The organism is Streptomyces sp. NBC_01214, assembly GCF_026340975.1.
GTDB lineage: Bacteria > Actinomycetota > Actinomycetes > Streptomycetales > Streptomycetaceae > Streptomyces.
Genome location: NZ_JAPEOS010000003.1, coordinates 1,596,094 through 1,610,615 on the forward strand (window position 1 = coordinate 1,596,094; position 14,522 = coordinate 1,610,615).

13 protein-coding genes are annotated in these 14,522 nt (G+C 73.7%); 8 read left to right on the forward strand and 5 right to left on the reverse strand.

The window, feature by feature from the left end; all coding sequences use genetic code 11:
* Window positions 1-42: 42 nt before the first annotated feature.
* Genes OG594_RS43635 through OG594_RS43650 form a run of 4 tightly spaced genes read right to left on the reverse strand, consistent with a single transcriptional unit; the run spans window position 43 to window position 4,025 of the window.
* A complete protein-coding gene (locus tag OG594_RS43635; RefSeq protein WP_266608029.1) occupies window positions 43-2,118 on the reverse strand; it encodes an acetate--CoA ligase family protein in 2,076 nt (691 codons plus the stop codon).
* Window position 2,119: 1 nt separating this feature from the next.
* On the reverse strand, window positions 2,120-2,311 hold the full coding sequence (locus tag OG594_RS43640) for a ferredoxin (protein ID WP_266608031.1): 192 nt from the start codon (window positions 2,309-2,311) through the stop codon (window positions 2,120-2,122).
* On the reverse strand, window positions 2,308-3,612 hold the full coding sequence (locus OG594_RS43645; protein ID WP_266608033.1) for an NADH-ubiquinone oxidoreductase-F iron-sulfur binding region domain-containing protein: 1,305 nt from the start codon (window positions 3,610-3,612) through the stop codon (window positions 2,308-2,310). The genes OG594_RS43640 and OG594_RS43645 overlap by 4 nt, the downstream gene beginning before the upstream one ends.
* On the reverse strand, window positions 3,609-4,025 hold the full coding sequence (locus OG594_RS43650) for a hypothetical protein (RefSeq protein WP_266608034.1): 417 nt from the start codon (window positions 4,023-4,025) through the stop codon (window positions 3,609-3,611). The genes OG594_RS43645 and OG594_RS43650 overlap by 4 nt, the downstream gene beginning before the upstream one ends.
* A gap of 428 nt (window positions 4,026-4,453) precedes the next feature.
* Between OG594_RS43650 and OG594_RS43655 the strand changes: the two genes are divergently transcribed.
* The 7 genes from OG594_RS43655 (at window position 4,454) to OG594_RS43685 (ending at window position 12,797) form a co-directional block, all read left to right on the forward strand.
* Window positions 4,454-5,725 (forward strand): aromatic ring-hydroxylating dioxygenase subunit alpha, encoded by a 1,272-nt coding sequence (locus OG594_RS43655; RefSeq protein ID WP_266608036.1) that lies wholly within the window; start codon window positions 4,454-4,456, stop codon window positions 5,723-5,725.
* 176 nt (window positions 5,726-5,901) lie between these two features.
* The gene (locus OG594_RS43660) at window positions 5,902-7,032 is read left to right on the forward strand and encodes a spermidine/putrescine ABC transporter substrate-binding protein (protein WP_266608037.1); all 1,131 of its coding nucleotides are present in this window, start codon (window positions 5,902-5,904) and stop codon (window positions 7,030-7,032) included.
* A 1-nt stretch (window position 7,033) separates the two neighbouring features.
* Entirely contained in the window at window positions 7,034-8,011 is a 978-nt protein-coding gene (locus OG594_RS43665; protein ID WP_266608038.1) for an ABC transporter permease, read from the forward strand.
* Window positions 8,008-8,844 (forward strand): ABC transporter permease, encoded by an 837-nt coding sequence (locus OG594_RS43670; RefSeq protein ID WP_266608040.1) that lies wholly within the window; start codon window positions 8,008-8,010, stop codon window positions 8,842-8,844. The genes OG594_RS43665 and OG594_RS43670 overlap by 4 nt, the downstream gene beginning before the upstream one ends.
* Complete coding sequence (locus OG594_RS43675) at window positions 8,841-10,004, forward strand: ABC transporter ATP-binding protein (protein WP_266608042.1); 1,164 nt, start codon at window positions 8,841-8,843, stop codon at window positions 10,002-10,004. The genes OG594_RS43670 and OG594_RS43675 overlap by 4 nt, the downstream gene beginning before the upstream one ends.
* Before the next feature lie 65 nt (window positions 10,005-10,069).
* Entirely contained in the window at window positions 10,070-11,386 is a 1,317-nt protein-coding gene (locus OG594_RS43680) for an NAD(P)/FAD-dependent oxidoreductase (protein ID WP_266608044.1), read from the forward strand.
* Window positions 11,379-12,797 (forward strand): aminobutyraldehyde dehydrogenase, encoded by a 1,419-nt coding sequence (locus OG594_RS43685; RefSeq protein ID WP_266608046.1) that lies wholly within the window; start codon window positions 11,379-11,381, stop codon window positions 12,795-12,797. The genes OG594_RS43680 and OG594_RS43685 overlap by 8 nt, the downstream gene beginning before the upstream one ends.
* Before the next feature lie 25 nt (window positions 12,798-12,822).
* On the opposite strand, the gene OG594_RS43690 is transcribed toward OG594_RS43685, so the two are convergent.
* Window positions 12,823-13,806: an aldo/keto reductase gene (locus OG594_RS43690; RefSeq protein WP_266608048.1), complete on the reverse strand. Its 984-nt coding sequence runs from the start codon at window positions 13,804-13,806 to the stop codon at window positions 12,823-12,825.
* A 102-nt stretch (window positions 13,807-13,908) separates the two neighbouring features.
* Here OG594_RS43690 and OG594_RS43695 point away from each other — a divergent pair, with 102 nt between their 5' ends.
* The gene (locus OG594_RS43695; protein WP_266608049.1) at window positions 13,909-14,502 is read left to right on the forward strand and encodes a TetR family transcriptional regulator; all 594 of its coding nucleotides are present in this window, start codon (window positions 13,909-13,911) and stop codon (window positions 14,500-14,502) included.
* Window positions 14,503-14,522 lie beyond the last annotated feature (20 nt).

Consider the following 14,522-nt stretch of genomic DNA (forward strand, 5'->3'; position numbering starts at 1 on the left):
AGGGGGCGGGGGTGCGGGTGGGGTGGGGTGGGGGTGGGGCGGTCAGTGCAGGACGGCCCGCGCGTCCAGGGCGAGGGCACCGTCCGGGCGCACCAGCAGCGGGTTGACCTCCAGCTCGGCGATCTCCGGGTGCGCCGCCGCGACGGTGGTGATGCGCTCGATGACGGCCGCGGCCGCGGCCACGTCGACGGCCGGCCGGCCGCGCACGCCGTCCAGCAGCGCCGCACTGCGCAGCCCGCGCAGCAGGGCCTCGGCCCGCCGGGCCGGTACGGGCGCCAGCGCGAAGGCGACGTCGCGGAGCGACTCGGTGAGGACGCCGCCGAGCCCGACCAGGGCGATCGGCCCGAACCGAGGGTCCTGGTGCACGCCCACGATCAGCTCGACGCCGTCCGTGAGGTCGGCCATCGCCTCGACCGAGTGGGCGTGCGCTCCGAGCCGTGCGTGCATCTCCCGGTACGCGGCGAGGAGCGCGTCCCGGTCGGCCAGCCGCAGCGCCACACCGCCGGCGTCCGACTTGTGCAGGACGTGCAGGGCCTTGAGCACGTACGGGCCGTCAAACTCCGCGGCCGCGGCGAGCAGTCCGGCCTCGTCCGTGATCTCGCGCGCCGCCGGGAACGGCACGCCGGCGGCGTCGAGCAGCGCCCGCACCCCGTGGTAGCCCGGGTCCGCCAGCGGTGCGGCGGCGGGCGGCAGCGGGGGCACGCCGGGGCCTTCGGCGTCCGCAGTCCTCCGTCCGGTCATCGCCGCCAGCGCGCGGGCGGCGTCCTCGGTGGCGGCGAACACCGGCACCCCGGCCTCGGCCAGCACCCGGCAGCTCGGTGACCGGGGGTACATCGACTGCACGACCAGCGGCTTCGGCGCGGCGGCGAGGTGCGCGACGATCTCCTTGGCGGCCCGGGCCTCGCCCTCGGCGAGTACGGAGCCCCCTGCCGGTCCGCCGCCCAGCCCGCCCTCGGAGGCGGCGTACCCGCCGAAGTACCCGGTCATCAGGACGGCGTCGACCTCGTCGGCGGCGAACAGCGTTCCGACCGTGTCCGCGTAGGAGAGGGGCCGCTGTTCGCCCATCCCCGCCAGGTCGATGGGGTTGCCGACCGAGGACTGCTCCCACAACACGGTCCTCAGCACGTCCTGCGTCGGCCCGCCGAGCTCCGGTACGTCGAGCCCGGCGTCCTCGGCCGCGTCGGCGGCGACCGCGCCGTGGCCGCCGCCGTCGGTGAAGACTGCGGTACGCCGGCCGCCCGTCCGCACCCCCGCGGCCAGCGCGGCCAGTACGACCGTCATCTCCCTGGGCGTGCGGACGAGTTCGACCCCCGCGTCGCGGCAGGCGGCGGCCACCACGTCGGCCGAGGTGGTGAGGGCCCCGGTGTGCGACTGGGCGCTGCGGGCGGAGGCGGTGCCTCGGCCGGCCGTGAGCAGTACCACCGGCTTGCCCGCCGCGGCGGCGGCCGCCGCGAAGGCCCGGCCGTCGCCGAAGTCCTCCGCGTACACGGCGATCGCCGAGGTGGCCCCGTGGCGGGCGCAGTCCTCGACGAGGTCGACGAGGGTGACGTCGGCCTGGTTGCCGAGGGAGACGAACCGGGAGAAGCCCAGGCCGTGCGGCTCACCGCGGAGCTGGAGTTCGAGGGCGAGGTTGCCGCTCTGGCTGAGCAGGGCGACGCCGCCGGGGGCGAAGCGGTCCGAGGCCAGGTACAGCTCGGTGGTGTTGTCGGCGATGCCCAGGCAGTTGGGGCCGACGAGGACGGCTCCGGCGGCCCGTACCCGGGCGGCGACCGACCGCTGCCGGGCCAGGCCCGCGGGACCGGCCTCGGCGAAGCCCGCGGTGATGGCGACGATCGCCTTCGCCCCGCAGGCCAGGGCCTCGTCGACGGCGGCTTCGAAGCCGGCGCCGGGTACGGAGATCACCACCAGCTCGACCGGTTCGCCGACGGCGGTCAGGGAGGTGGCCGCGGTGCGGCCGAGCACGCTGCCGCCGCGCCGGTTGACCAGGTGCACGGGCCGCCGATCGGGGGCGCGCAGGGCCTGGGCGGCCACCGCGTGGCCGTACTTCGCGGGGTCGTCGCTCGCGCCGACGACGGCGACCGAGCGGGGGTCGAAGAGGGCGGTCAGGTCGCGTCCCATGTCATCCCTCCACGCGGAGGGCGGAGTTGGGGCAGCTTTCGACGCAGGCGCGGGCGGCGTCCTCGGTGCCGGCCGGGACCAGGACGGTGATGACGTTCGCGTAGCCCCATTCGTCGAGTTCGACCAGGTCGGGTGCGGGTTCCTGGCACAGTCCGTAGCCCTGGCAGCGGGTGGAGTCCAGCAGGAGTTTCATGGCGTTCCTTTCAGCGCGGGCACAGGGGTGTCGGGGGCGGTGGTGAACCGGGAGGCGACCTCCGGTACGGCCACGGTGAGACGGTGGCGGCCGTCCTCGGGCGTCGCGTCCGCGCACACCGGGCACGGTGCGGCGAGATGGGAGCGGACGAGCCCGGGGAAGGAGCGGAGCAGGCTGCCCGCGATGCCCGCCGCCGCGTCGAGGAGTCCGCAGGCGCCGCGCCCGGTCAGGCCCTGCGACCAGCGGAGCAGGCCGTTCGTGGTGTCCGGGCCGGCGGTCCCGGCGGCGAGGCCGTACAGGGCCTTGCCGACGGCGGCGGTTCCGGTCACGCAGACCCCGCACTGCCGGGCGCTCTCGGCCGAGAGGTGGGCGGCCGCGTCGGCGGCGGTGGTCACGGGGCAAGTGCCCGGGGGGAGGAAGCGGACGGCTCCGCACCCCAGGGCGGTGCCGGCGGCGGTGAGCGCGCCGGGTTCGAGGGGGAGGCCGTCCAGGGCGCGGGCGTCGACGAGTCCGCCGAACAGCCCGCCCATCAGGGCTCCGGCCGCGTCCGGAGTCCCGTACCGCGCGGCCAGCGTGCGCAGCGGGATTCCGTAGGGGACCTCGGTGAGCACCGGTGCGGCCGGGCCGCCGGACAGGGTCACCAGGGTGCTGCGGGCGATGGTGCGCCGCAGGTCGGGCCGGGCGGCGGTGAGGGCGATCCGGGCGAGCGTCTCGACGTTGGACACCAGGGTCGGCGCACCGCCGACCCCCTGCTCGAAGGGGCGGGGCGGCTTGGCGGTGGGCAGCGCCGGGCCCCCGTCGATCCGGCGGACCACCGCCGTTTCCTCACCGGCCACGTAGGCGTGGCCGACCTCGACGACCTCCACGGGCAGCGGCGGCGGGTGTTCGGCGAGGGCGCGGCGCACGCTCTCGCCCGCCGCCGGGTCCGAGAGGTACACGTAGCCGCGTACGGCGCCGGTGGCCGCGGCGGCGCGGGCGAGGCCGTCGAGGACGAGGTGCGGCCGGGCCCGCAGCAGCCAGCGGTCCTTGGCCGAGCCCGGTTCCCCCTCCTCGCCGTTCGCCACGACGACGGGGGAGCCGCCGCGGCCGCGCACGGAGCGCAGTTTGACGGCGGCAGGGAATCCCGCCCCGCCGCGACCGCGCAGCCCGGAGGCGGCGAGGTGGGCGAGCAGTTCCTCCGGGCCCGTGGTCGTGTCGTAGCCGCCGGTGGCGCGGTAGGCGTCGGCGCTCTCGGCGGCCTGCGGCGCCGCTCCGAGGACGGTGCCCGGCGGCTGCGCCGTCGGAAGACGGATCGTGGTCATCGGCCGGCTCCTGTCGTGGTGGGGGTGCGCAGGGTCCGTACGGCGCGCTCCAGCGCGGTGCGGTCCCGGGCGGTGCGGCCGTATCCCGGTCCCGGGAGGCCGATGAGCATGCGGTGGTGGTCGAGGACGACCTCGCCGGCGAGCAGGGCGGCGGCCCGGTCGCCCGACCGGGACCCGGCGGCGACGCCGGTCACCAGGTCGGTGACCTCGGCGAGGTAGCGGAGCCAGCTGTGCCGGCTGCCGCGCAGGATCAGGCGTTCCACGCGGCGCCGCTCCTCGGCCGCGAGGTCGTGCGGGGGTGGCCCCGCGGACGCACCGTGTGACGAGGCGCGCAGGGCGGCGACCGCAGTGGGGAGTTCTCGCTCCGGTTCGGGGGTGAGCCCGAGCCAGTCCAGACGCCGACGACCGCTCATGCGTGCCTCCGGGAGGTGGGATTCCGCCGCCGGCCCGGCGCCCGGCGGGAGCCGTGGGCGGGCGGGGGATCGGAGGGGATCGGGGTGCGGGCCCGGTCGGGCCTGGCGGGCCCGCACGGCTGCGTCCGCCCTGGTGAGCAGGACGAATGCGGAGCAGGGCCGGTGCGGCGACAGGAAAGCACGTTTGCTGACCGATCGGTCAGGCAAGAATTACGCTAGCTGACCGATCGGTCAGTGAACAAGTCTTGACCCGGTGGAAATGAGCCAGCAATCTGGCTGTCCAATCGGTCAGCCCGGTTCCGGCTCTCCCGCCCCGACCGCCTGTCCGCCACTGGATCGCCCTGCCTCGCCCGCCCCGCCTCGCCCCGTTCTGCCTCGTCATCGAACGCCGACACCGATCGCCGCACGCCGGCACGGAGGAGTCACCGATGCACTCAAGAGCTCCCGAAACACCGACGGGCCGCACCGCCCACGCCGACCGGACCGGGCCGCCGGGCCACGCCCCCGCCCCAGCCCCTGCCCCTGAGACCCTCGCTCCCGAGCCGCCGGCTCCCGGGCCCCCCGCCCGTGAGGCTCCCGCCGCCGACGTCCCCGGACCGGCCCTCCCGGCCCGCTACTACACCGACCCCGGGACCGCCGCCGCGGAGACCCGGCACGTCTTCGGCCGCTCGTGGCAGCTCGTCTGCCACGAGTCCGACCTACCGAACCCAGGAGCGCGGCTCGCCGCCACGGTCGCCGACCGCGAGGTCCTCGTGGTGCGCACCGAGGACGGCGGCCTCGCCGCCCACCTCAACGTCTGCCGCCACCGCGGAACCCGCCTGGTCACCACCCCCGAACCGACGGGCAAGGCGATCCGCTGCCCCTACCACGGCTGGACGTACCGCCTCGACGGGAGCCTGGTCGGCGCCCCGGAGGCCCGCCAGATCCCCTGCCTCGACAAGCCGAAGCTCGGCCTCTTCCCGGCCCGCGTCGAGTCCTTCCTTGGCTTCGTCTTCGTCAACCTCGATCCCGACGCCGTACCGCTGGCCACGAGCTGCGCGGGCCTCGCGGAGGCGGTCGGCCACTACGCCGGAGCCGACCTGGTGCCCCTCGGCCGAGCCCGCATCCACGACCTGGCCGCCGCCGAGGTGCAGCAGGCCAACTGGAAGGTGGCGGTCGACAACTACCTCGAGGGCTACCACGTCCCGGTCGCCCACCCCGGCCTGATGCGGCTGCTCGACTACCAGGGCTACACCTGCGAGATCGAGGAGTCCTACGCGCTCTTCGCCTCACCGCTGCGCGACAAGCCCTCCTCGAACTGGGCCGAGCGCCTCTACCAGCGCATCGCCGCCCCGATGCCGGGCCTCGGCGAGGCCGACCGCCGGATCTGGCGGTACGCGGTGATCTACCCGAACACCCTCATCGACTTCTACCCCGACCACGTACTGGCCTGGACCGCGATCCCCACGGCGGTGGACCGCGTGGCCGTACCCGGCGCCTTCTACACCCGCCGCGGCACCAGCCTGCGCACCCGCCTGGCCCGCCGCCTGAACATCCACATCGGCTGGATCACCAACGACGAGGACGCCGAGCTGGTCGCCCGCGTGCAGAAGGGTCTCTCCACCCCCGGGTTCGAGCCCGGACCGCTGTCGCGCCGCGAGTCGGCGGTCGGCTGGTTCGCCGGCCGCATCCGGGCCGACCTGGGCGACCCGGGCGACTGAGGCCACCCCACCCGCCCCACCTGCCGCGCCCACCACGGCGTGACCGCGTGACCGCGTGACCGCAACGCAACGCAGCGCCCCCCGCTCCCACCCCCGCGCCGCGCCCGCCGCACGACCGAGCCCCCACGTACCGCTCGTTCCCGCCGTCCCCCTGCGGCCCCTACGGAGAGGACCCCATGTCCCCCGAGGCACTCCCCCCGACCAGACGCTCGTTCCTCCGCGCCGGCACCGCCGCCGCCCTCGCCCTCGCCGCCTCCGGTTGCGGCTTCGCCACCGCGGACGACCCGGCCGGCGGGGCGACCGCGCAAGCACCCATCGACGTCAAGGTCGACGGCGACCTCGTCTACTTCAACTGGGCCGACTTCGTCGACCCCAGCGTCTTCGAAGGCTTCCAGAAGGAGTACGGCGTCAAGGTCGTCCAGTCGAACTACGACTCCATGGAGGGCATGGCCGCCAAACTCAACGCCGGCAACCGCTACGACATCATCTTCCCCACCGCGAAATGGGCCGAGCGCCTCGCCGCCGGCGGCCGGCTCCGTACGATCGACCACTCCCGGCTGAGGGGCGCCGAGGCGGTGTTCGGCGGCTACGGCTACTTCGCCGACCCCTGGTACGACCCCCGCTCCGCGCACACCGTCCCGTTCACCATGTACAAAACGGGCATCGGCTGGCGCCGGGACCGGCTCGGCGACCTGACCGGCTCCTGGGACGACCTGTGGAACGACCAGGCCAAGGGCAAGGTCTTCGTCCTCGACGACCGCGACGAGGTACTGGGCCTCGGCGCGCTCAAGCTCGGCGTCGACCTCACCACCGGCGACCCCGGTGACCTCGCCCGCGTCACGGACACCCTGCGCTCGCTCCGCCCCCGCCTGCGCGGCTTCTCCAGCGACAGCTACAACAACCTCCTCAACGGCAACGCCGACATGACCCAGGCGTGGAGCGGAGACATGGCCGCCATGCTTTCCCAGGCCGAGGACCCGGCCGTCTTCGGCTTCGAGGTCGCCCGCGAGGGCGCCCCCGTCAACTCCGACTGCTACGCCATACCCGCCAACGCGCAGCACCCCGGCACCGCGATGCTCTTCATCGACTACATGCTCCGCCCGGAGAACGTGAAGAAGAACATCGAGTACATCGGCTACCCGATGCCGGTCCGCGGCACCGAGGACACCTACGCCGCGCTCGTCGAGCCGTTCCCGCAGTGCGTGGTGACCGCCGACGACCTGGCGGCCGACCTCTTCTTCCGCAACGGCGACGCGGGGACCGAACGGGCCCGTGACGCCGCCTGGACCGACGTGAAGGCCGGCTGACATGGCGACGCGCAGCAACCGCACCGGGACCGCGGTCCGGCCGCCCCGGGGCGCGGCCGAGCCGAAAACGCCGCCCCCGGACCGGACCGGGCCCCAGTCCACGCCGCGCGCCCGTACGCGCACCCGGACCCGGCAGCCGCGCCTGTGGACCTGGCTCCTGCTCCCCGGCACCCTCTGGATGACCGGCTTCCTCGTCGTCTCCCTCCTCCTCGTGGCCACCCTGGCGCTCGGCACCACCGACCCCCTCGGCAACCCGCGCTTCGGACTCAACTTCGCCAACCTCACCGCACTGGCCGACCCCGCCTACCGCACCGTCCTGCTGCGCTCCCTCTGCTACGCGCTGATCACCTGCCTGATCAGCCTGGCCATGGCCTACCCGGTGGCCTACGCCATCGCCCTGCGCGGCGGCCGGTTCAAGAACCTGCTGATCGCCGCGATCGTCGTCCCGTTCTTCGCCAACTACCTGGTCCGGATGTACGGCTGGTCGGTGGTTCTCTCCGACGACGGCCCGCTGCTGAAAGCCCTGCGCGCGATCGGTCTCGCCGACGACGGCACCAAGATCCTCCAGACCGGTGCGGGAGTGATCGCCGGACTCGTCTACGGCTTCGTCGTCTTCATGATCATCCCGCTGTACGCGGCGATGGAACGCATGGACACCTCCCTCATAGAGGCCGGCCGCGACCTCTACGGAGGCCCCCTGCGCACCTTCCTCTTCGTCACCGTCCCCGCCACCCGGCAGGGAGCGGCCGCCGGCTGCGTCCTCGTCTTCCTGCCCGCCATGGGCGACTTCGTCAGCGCCCAGCTCATGGGAGGCCCCGACCAGATCATGATCGGCAACCTGATCCAGGACAAGTTCTTCCAGGGCCAGAACTGGCCCCTGGGCTCGGCCCTCACCATGCTGCTGATGGCCGTCCTGTTCCTCGGGATGCTCGGCTACCTGCGGCGCACCCGCAAGGACGAGGCGGAGGCGGCCCGATGAGCACCCCGCAGCGCCGCCGGCGCGGAGCCGAGCGCCGCCCCCGCTTCGCCCTGGCCGTCACCGCCCTCTTCTTCGCGCTCCTCTACCTCCCCGTCGCCGTCGTCGTCCTGTTCTCCTTCAACTCCCAGAAGTCCCTCACCGTCCTCGACGGCGTCAGCCTCCGCTGGTACACGGCCCTCCTCCACGACGAGGTGCTCCTCGACTCGCTCGGCATGAGCCTGCGGGTGTCCCTGGTCGCCATGGCCGGCTCGCTCGTCCTCGGGGTGGCCCTGGCCCTGGGACTCGTACGCAGCCGCAGCCGCCTCGGCTCGTTCGCCGGCCTGATCATGCTCGTCCCGCTGATCACCCCGGAGATCGTCACGGGCGTCGCGGCGATGCTCCTCTTCAAGGGCCTCGGCATCACCCTCTCCACCACCACCGTGATGCTCGCCGAGATCACCTTCTCCATCTCCTACGTGACGGTCATCCTCCGCTCCCGCATCGCCGCCCTCCATCCGGAGGTCGAAGAAGCCGCCATGGACCTCGGTGCCACCCGCGGGCAGGCGTTGCGCCTGGTGACCCTGCCCGCGCTGCTGCCCAGCATCCTCGCCTCCGCGGTGCTGATCTTCGCCCTGGTCTTCGACGACTTCGTCCTCGCCTACTTCACCACCGGCGTCGACCCGCAACCGCTGTCCGTGCGCATCTACTCGGCGATCAGGTTCGGCGTGCAACCCACCATCAACGCCGTCGGCACCCTGATGCTGGCCGGCTCCATCGGCCTCATCGTCCTCGCCCTCGCCATCCCGCGCCTGTTCGGGCGCAAGGGCGGCCTCGACCTGCTCTCCGGGAAGTGACACCCATGCGCGCGACACCCGAGCACCCGACCCCCACGACCACCACCCCGACCGAGGCGCCCCTGCTGACCCCGACGCCCATCCATCCGACCCCCGCCGTCCGGCTCGACCACGTCAGCAAGCAGTACCCCGCCGCGGGCGGCGCCCACGCCGTACGCGACGTCGAACTCGACATCGCACCGGGCGAGTTCTTCTCCCTCCTCGGCCCCTCCGGCTGCGGCAAGACCACCCTCCTGCGGATGATCGGCGGCTTCTCCGCCCCCACCGCGGGCAGCGTCCTCCTCGACGGCCAGGACGTCACCGACCTGCCGCCCAACAAGCGCAACGTCAACACCGTCTTCCAGAGCTACGCCCTCTTCGACCACCTCTCGCTCGCCGACAACGTGGCCTTCGGCCTCAAGCGCAAGGGCGTCGGCCGCGCCGAGATCCGCGAACGGGTCTCGAACATGCTCGACCTCGTCCAACTCGGGCACCTGGCGAACCGCAAGCCGGCCACCCTCTCCGGCGGCCAGAAGCAGCGCGTCGCCCTCGCCCGCGCCCTCGTCAACCGGCCCCAGGTCCTGCTCCTCGACGAGCCGCTGGCCGCCCTCGACCTCAAACTGCGCCGCCACATGCAGGTCGAGCTCAAGCAGATCCAGCGCGAGGTCGGCATCACCTTCGTCTTCGTCACCCACGACCAGGACGAGGCCCTGACCATGTCGGACCGCCTCGCCGTCATGAACGACGGCCGCGTCGAGCAGTGCGGAACGCCCGAGGACGTGTACGAGCGCCCCACCAGCAGCTTCACCGCCTCCTTCATGGGCACCTCCAACCTCGTGCCCGGCACCTACCGCTCCGGCCGGGTCGTCCTCGACGACGGCCCCGAACTGCCCGTGGGACAGCGGCCGTCCGTGCCCGAAGGCAGCAGGGTGAACCTGTCGATCCGCCCCGAGAAGATCTGGCTGTCCGACCTGGAGCCGGACATGGCGCGCGCCACCGGGGTCGTCCGCGAGACCGTCTACTGCGGCCCGACCACCACGTACCTGATCGAACTGGCCCCCGGCGTCACGGTGTCCGTACTGGAGCAGAACACCGTCCGGTCCCGCAGGGAGGACCGCTGGAGCGGCGGCGAGCGCGTCGAGATCGGCTGGAAGCCCGAACACTGCCTCGTCCTGGACTGAAGCCGAAGCCGTCCCGGCTCCGTCCCGGCTCCGCCCCGACTCCGTCCGACCGAAGGAACACCCCCATGAACCACGACGTCATCGTGCTCGGCGCCGGCCTGGCCGGCCTCGCCGCTGCGCGCGACCTCGCCGCCGGCGGAGCCGACGTCCTCGTCGTCGAAGCCCGGGACCGGGTCGGCGGACGCGTCGAACAGACCCGGCTCCCCGACGGCCGGCTGGTCCAGCTCGGCGGAGAGGTCGTCGGCCGCGCCCACACCGCCTACCTGGACCTCGCCGCGGAACTCGGCCTCACCCTGGTCCCCAGCTATGTCGCCGAGCCCGGCGCCCTCACCCGCGCCACGCCCGAAGGGGTCTCCGCGGGCGAGCCGCCCCACTGGTTCGGCCCCGGCGACGACGCCTGCCACCAGAAGGTCACCGCGGCCTTCCGCGCACTCGCCCAGACCGTCGACCCGGCCGACCCCTGGTCCCACCCCGACGCGACGGCCCTCGACCGGACGTCCGTCGGCGATTGGCTGCGCGCCCAGGGAGCCACCCCGGCCGTCGTCCGCCTCTGGGAGATAGGCCAACTCGCCCTCGCCGACGGCTCGTACGAGCGCACGTCCCTGCTCGCCGCCCTGCGCAAGCACGCCGCCGTCCCCGGCCCCGGCGCCTACGACTACGAGGCGTGGGAGGGCCTGCGGGTCGCCGAGGGCTCCGCCACGGTGGCCCTGCGCATGGCAGCCGCCCTCGGCGGACGCATCCGCACCGGCGCGCCTGCCCGGGCCGTCACGGTCCGCCGGCCCGGCCACTGCTCCGTACGGCTGGCCGGCGGCGAAACCCTCACCGCCGGCGCCGTCGTCAGCGCCCTGCCCGTCGGCCCGCTGCGCCAGATCGCCGTCACCGGCGTCTGCGACGAGCGGCTCGCCTCCCTGCACCGCCAACGCCAGGCCCTCGCCGCGAAGTTCGTCGCCGCGTACGACCGGCCGTTCTGGCGCGAGCTCGGCCGGAGCGGCCTCTCCGAATGCGAAGGGGTCCTCGGCAGCACCTGGCCGCAGAGCGACGGCATCCTCTCCGCCCTCGTACCACCCGAGAGGATCGGCGTCCTGCTCGGCACTCCCGCCGCGCTGCGCACCCGCGAACTCCTCGACGACATCGCCCGCCTCTACGGCGACGAGGCCCACCGGCCGCTCGCCACCTACGTCCGGATGTGGGGCACCGACCCGTGGACCCAGGGGTACGTCACCCAGTGGACCCCCGGCGACGTCACGGCCGTCGGCCCCCGCCACGGCACCCACGAACCACCCTTCTACGTCTGTGGATCCGACCAGTGGGTGGCCGGCTACATGGAAGGCGCCGTACGCACCGGACGCGACGCCGCCAGGGAGGCGCTGCGCCGTGGCTGACCCCGTGCTCAACCACGTGGCGGGCGTGGACCTGCCCGCCGCCTCGGGCGGGACGATGGAGCTCGTCGACCCCGCCACCGGCCTGGTGCACGGCCACGCCCCGCGCTCCGGCAGGGCCGACACGGACGCCGCCTGCGCGGCCGCCGCAGCCGCGTACGCGCACTGGTCCACGACCACACCGGCCGTACGCCAGCGCGCCCTGCTCGGCATCGCCGACGCGATCGAGGAACACGCGGAGGCCTTCGTGGCCGCCGAAACCGGCGACACCGGCAAGCCGCCCCGGCAGTTCAGGACCGAGGAACTGCCCGCGATCGTCGACACCCTGCGCTTCTTCGCCGGAGCCGCGCGCAACCTGCCGGGCCTCGCGGCCGCCGAGTACGCCGAAGGCCGTACCTCCGTACTGCGGCGCGAACCGGTCGGGGTCTGCGCCCAGATCACCCCGTGGAACTACCCACTGATGATGGCGGTGTGGAAGATCGCCCCGGCCGTCGCCGCGGGCAACACGACCGTGCTCAAGCCCGCCGACACCACCCCCGCGTCGTCCGCGCTGCTGGCCCGCGTCGCGGCCGAGCACCTGCCGCCGGGCGTGCTCAACGTGGTCTGCGGCGACCGCGACACAGGGCGCGCGCTCACCGCCCACCCCGACGTGGCCCTCATCGCGGTCACCGGCAGCGTGCGCGCCGGCCGACAGATCGCCGCGGCCGCGGCCGCCGACCTCAAACGGGTCCACCTGGAGCTCGGCGGCAATGCGCCGGTGCTCGTCCACGACGACGTGGACGTCGAGGCGACCGCAGCCGCCCTCGCCGCGGTCGCCTACTACAACGCGGGACAGGACTGCACCGCGCCCACCCGGCTGCTGGTCCACCACCGGGTGCACGACGCGTTCCTCGCGGCCTTCGCGGCGGAAACGGCCAAGCTGCGCCCGGGCGCTCCGGACGAGCCGGACGCGGACTTCGGCCCGCTGAACAACGCGGCGCAGCTGGCGTCGGTCCGGTCCCTGCTCGACCGGCTGCCGCGGCACGCCGAGATCGTCACCGGCGGCGCCCGCCTCCCGCGGCCGGGCTTCTTCCACGCACCCACCGTCGTCGCCGGCGTGCGCCAAGGCGATGAGATCGTGCAGGAGGAGGCATTCGGCCCCGTCGTGACCGTGCAGTCCTTCGCGGACGAGGCGGAGGCCCTGCACCTGGCCAACGACGTCCGCCACGGCCTCGCCGCCAGCGTGTGGACGAGGGACCACGACCGCGCCATGCGGGCGACCCGGGCCCTGCACACCGGCATCGTCTGGGTGAACGCCCACGGCACCACCGTCTCCGAGATGCCCCACGGCGGGGTCAAGCACTCGGGCTACGGCAGCGACCTCTCGATGGCGGGCCTCCTGGACTACACCCAGGTCAAGCACGTCATGCTGTGAGCCCGCCAGGGTCCCCCCCACGGGGTCAGCCGTTCAGGGACGCCATCAGCTCGGGTGCGTAGCGCTCGCCCGAGGCCACTCCGTGCGGCGCCACCGCGTCGATGGCGGCCAGCTCCGCAGGGGTAATCGTCACGGCGGTGGCGGCGATGTTCTCCTCCAGGTAGCGGCGCCGCTTGGTGCCCGGGATGGGGACGGCGCCCTGGTGGAGGGTCCAGGCCAGGGCGAGCTGCGAGGGGGTGACGCCCTTCTCGGCGGCGAGCCGGCGGACCTGGTCGACGACGGCCAGGTTGCGGTGGAAGTTCTCTCCCTGGAACCGCGGGTCGGTGCGCCGGAAGTCGTCGGCGGCGAAGTCGTCCGGGCTGGTGATGGCACCGGAGAGGAATCCGCGTCCGAGCGGGGAGTAGGCCACGAGTCCGATGCCGAGCTCGCGGAGGGCGTCCAGTACGCCGTCGTGTTCGATGCCGCGCTCGAAGAGGCTGTACTCGGTCTGTACGGCGGCCAGCGGGTGCACCGCGTGGGCGCGGGCGATCGTGGCGGGGGAGACCTCGCACAGCCCGATGTGGCGGACCTTGCCGGCCTCGACCAGCTCGGCCAGGGCTCCCACGCTCTCCTCGATCGGCACGTTCGGGTCGACGCGGTGCAGGTAGTAGAGGTCGATGTGGTCGGTGCCCAGGTGGCGCAGGGAGCGGTCGGCCGAGCGGCGGATGTACTCGGGGCTCCCGTTGTGGCCGAGGAAGACGCCCTCGTCGCTGAACTCGACCCCGGTCTTCGTGGCCACGACGGCCGCCTCACGGCGCCCGGCCAGGGCCTTGCCGAGCAGCTGCTCGTTGCGGAAGGGGCCGTAGCCCTCGGCGGTGTCGAGGAGGGTGACGCCCAGCTCCAGGGCGCGGTCGATGGTGGCGAGGGACTCGGTCTCGTCGGTGGCGCCGTAGTGGGCGCTCATGCCCATCAGGCCGAGGCCCTCGGCGCCGACCTCCAGTCCCTGGCCGCCCAGTGCGCGGATCTCCATGGTGTGCTCCTCACAAGAAAGTAACTAACTGGATAGTTCGAGTCTGCGACGCGTCGGCCTCGCTTGTCAATAACCAGATAGTTACTTGCTAGGCTGCGGCCCATGGCACGGGATTCCAATGCGACGAAGGCGCGCCTGCTCGACGCCGCCTTCACCGAGTTCGCGACGTACGGCATCGCGGGTGCGCGCGTCGACCGGATCGCCGAGGCGGCGCAGGCGAACAAGCGGCTCATCTACGTCTACTACGGCAACAAGGAGCAGCTCTTCGACGCCGTGCTCCAGCGGGCCCTCGCGACGGGATCGGAGTCCGTTCCCTTCGAGGTGGAGGACCTGCCCGGCTACGCGGGGGCGGTCTTCGACCACCTCGTCGAGCGGCCGGCGCTGATGCGCCTCGTGCTGTGGAAGCAACTGGAGCGCCCGGGATCCACGGATGCGGAGTCCGCGTCCTACGACGGCAAGATCGAGGCGGTTCGGCGGGCGCAGGAAGCGGGCCGCATCGATGCCGCGGTGCCCGCGGCGGACGTGCTGACGCTGGTCATGGGCCTGTCACAGGCCTGGTTCGCAGCGGTGGGCGGTCCGGCGGCGAACGCGGCGGGCACCGGCTGGGCCGCCGAGCGGCTCGCCGAGCACCGTGCGGCGGTGGTGGAAGCCGTACGCCGGATCACCGCACCCGCACGCCGGCCCGAGGGCGACTGAGGGCGCGCCCGAGGGTGCCC

Coding starts and splice junctions, on each gene's coding strand:
- OG594_RS43635 (WP_266608029.1), bottom strand. CDS start 2,118: ATGGGACGCGACCTGACCGCCCTCTTCGACCCCCGCTCGGTCGCCGTC.
- OG594_RS43640 (WP_266608031.1), bottom strand. CDS start 2,311: ATGAAACTCCTGCTGGACTCCACCCGCTGCCAGGGCTACGGACTGTGC.
- OG594_RS43645 (WP_266608033.1), bottom strand. CDS start 3,612: ATGACCACGATCCGTCTTCCGACGGCGCAGCCGCCGGGCACCGTCCTC.
- OG594_RS43650 (WP_266608034.1), bottom strand. CDS start 4,025: ATGAGCGGTCGTCGGCGTCTGGACTGGCTCGGGCTCACCCCCGAACCG.
- OG594_RS43655 (WP_266608036.1), top strand. CDS start 4,454: ATGCACTCAAGAGCTCCCGAAACACCGACGGGCCGCACCGCCCACGCC.
- OG594_RS43660 (WP_266608037.1), top strand. CDS start 5,902: ATGTCCCCCGAGGCACTCCCCCCGACCAGACGCTCGTTCCTCCGCGCC.
- OG594_RS43665 (WP_266608038.1), top strand. CDS start 7,034: ATGGCGACGCGCAGCAACCGCACCGGGACCGCGGTCCGGCCGCCCCGG.
- OG594_RS43670 (WP_266608040.1), top strand. CDS start 8,008: ATGAGCACCCCGCAGCGCCGCCGGCGCGGAGCCGAGCGCCGCCCCCGC.
- OG594_RS43680 (WP_266608044.1), top strand. CDS start 10,070: ATGAACCACGACGTCATCGTGCTCGGCGCCGGCCTGGCCGGCCTCGCC.
- OG594_RS43690 (WP_266608048.1), bottom strand. CDS start 13,806: ATGGAGATCCGCGCACTGGGCGGCCAGGGACTGGAGGTCGGCGCCGAG.
- OG594_RS43695 (WP_266608049.1), top strand. CDS start 13,909: ATGGCACGGGATTCCAATGCGACGAAGGCGCGCCTGCTCGACGCCGCC.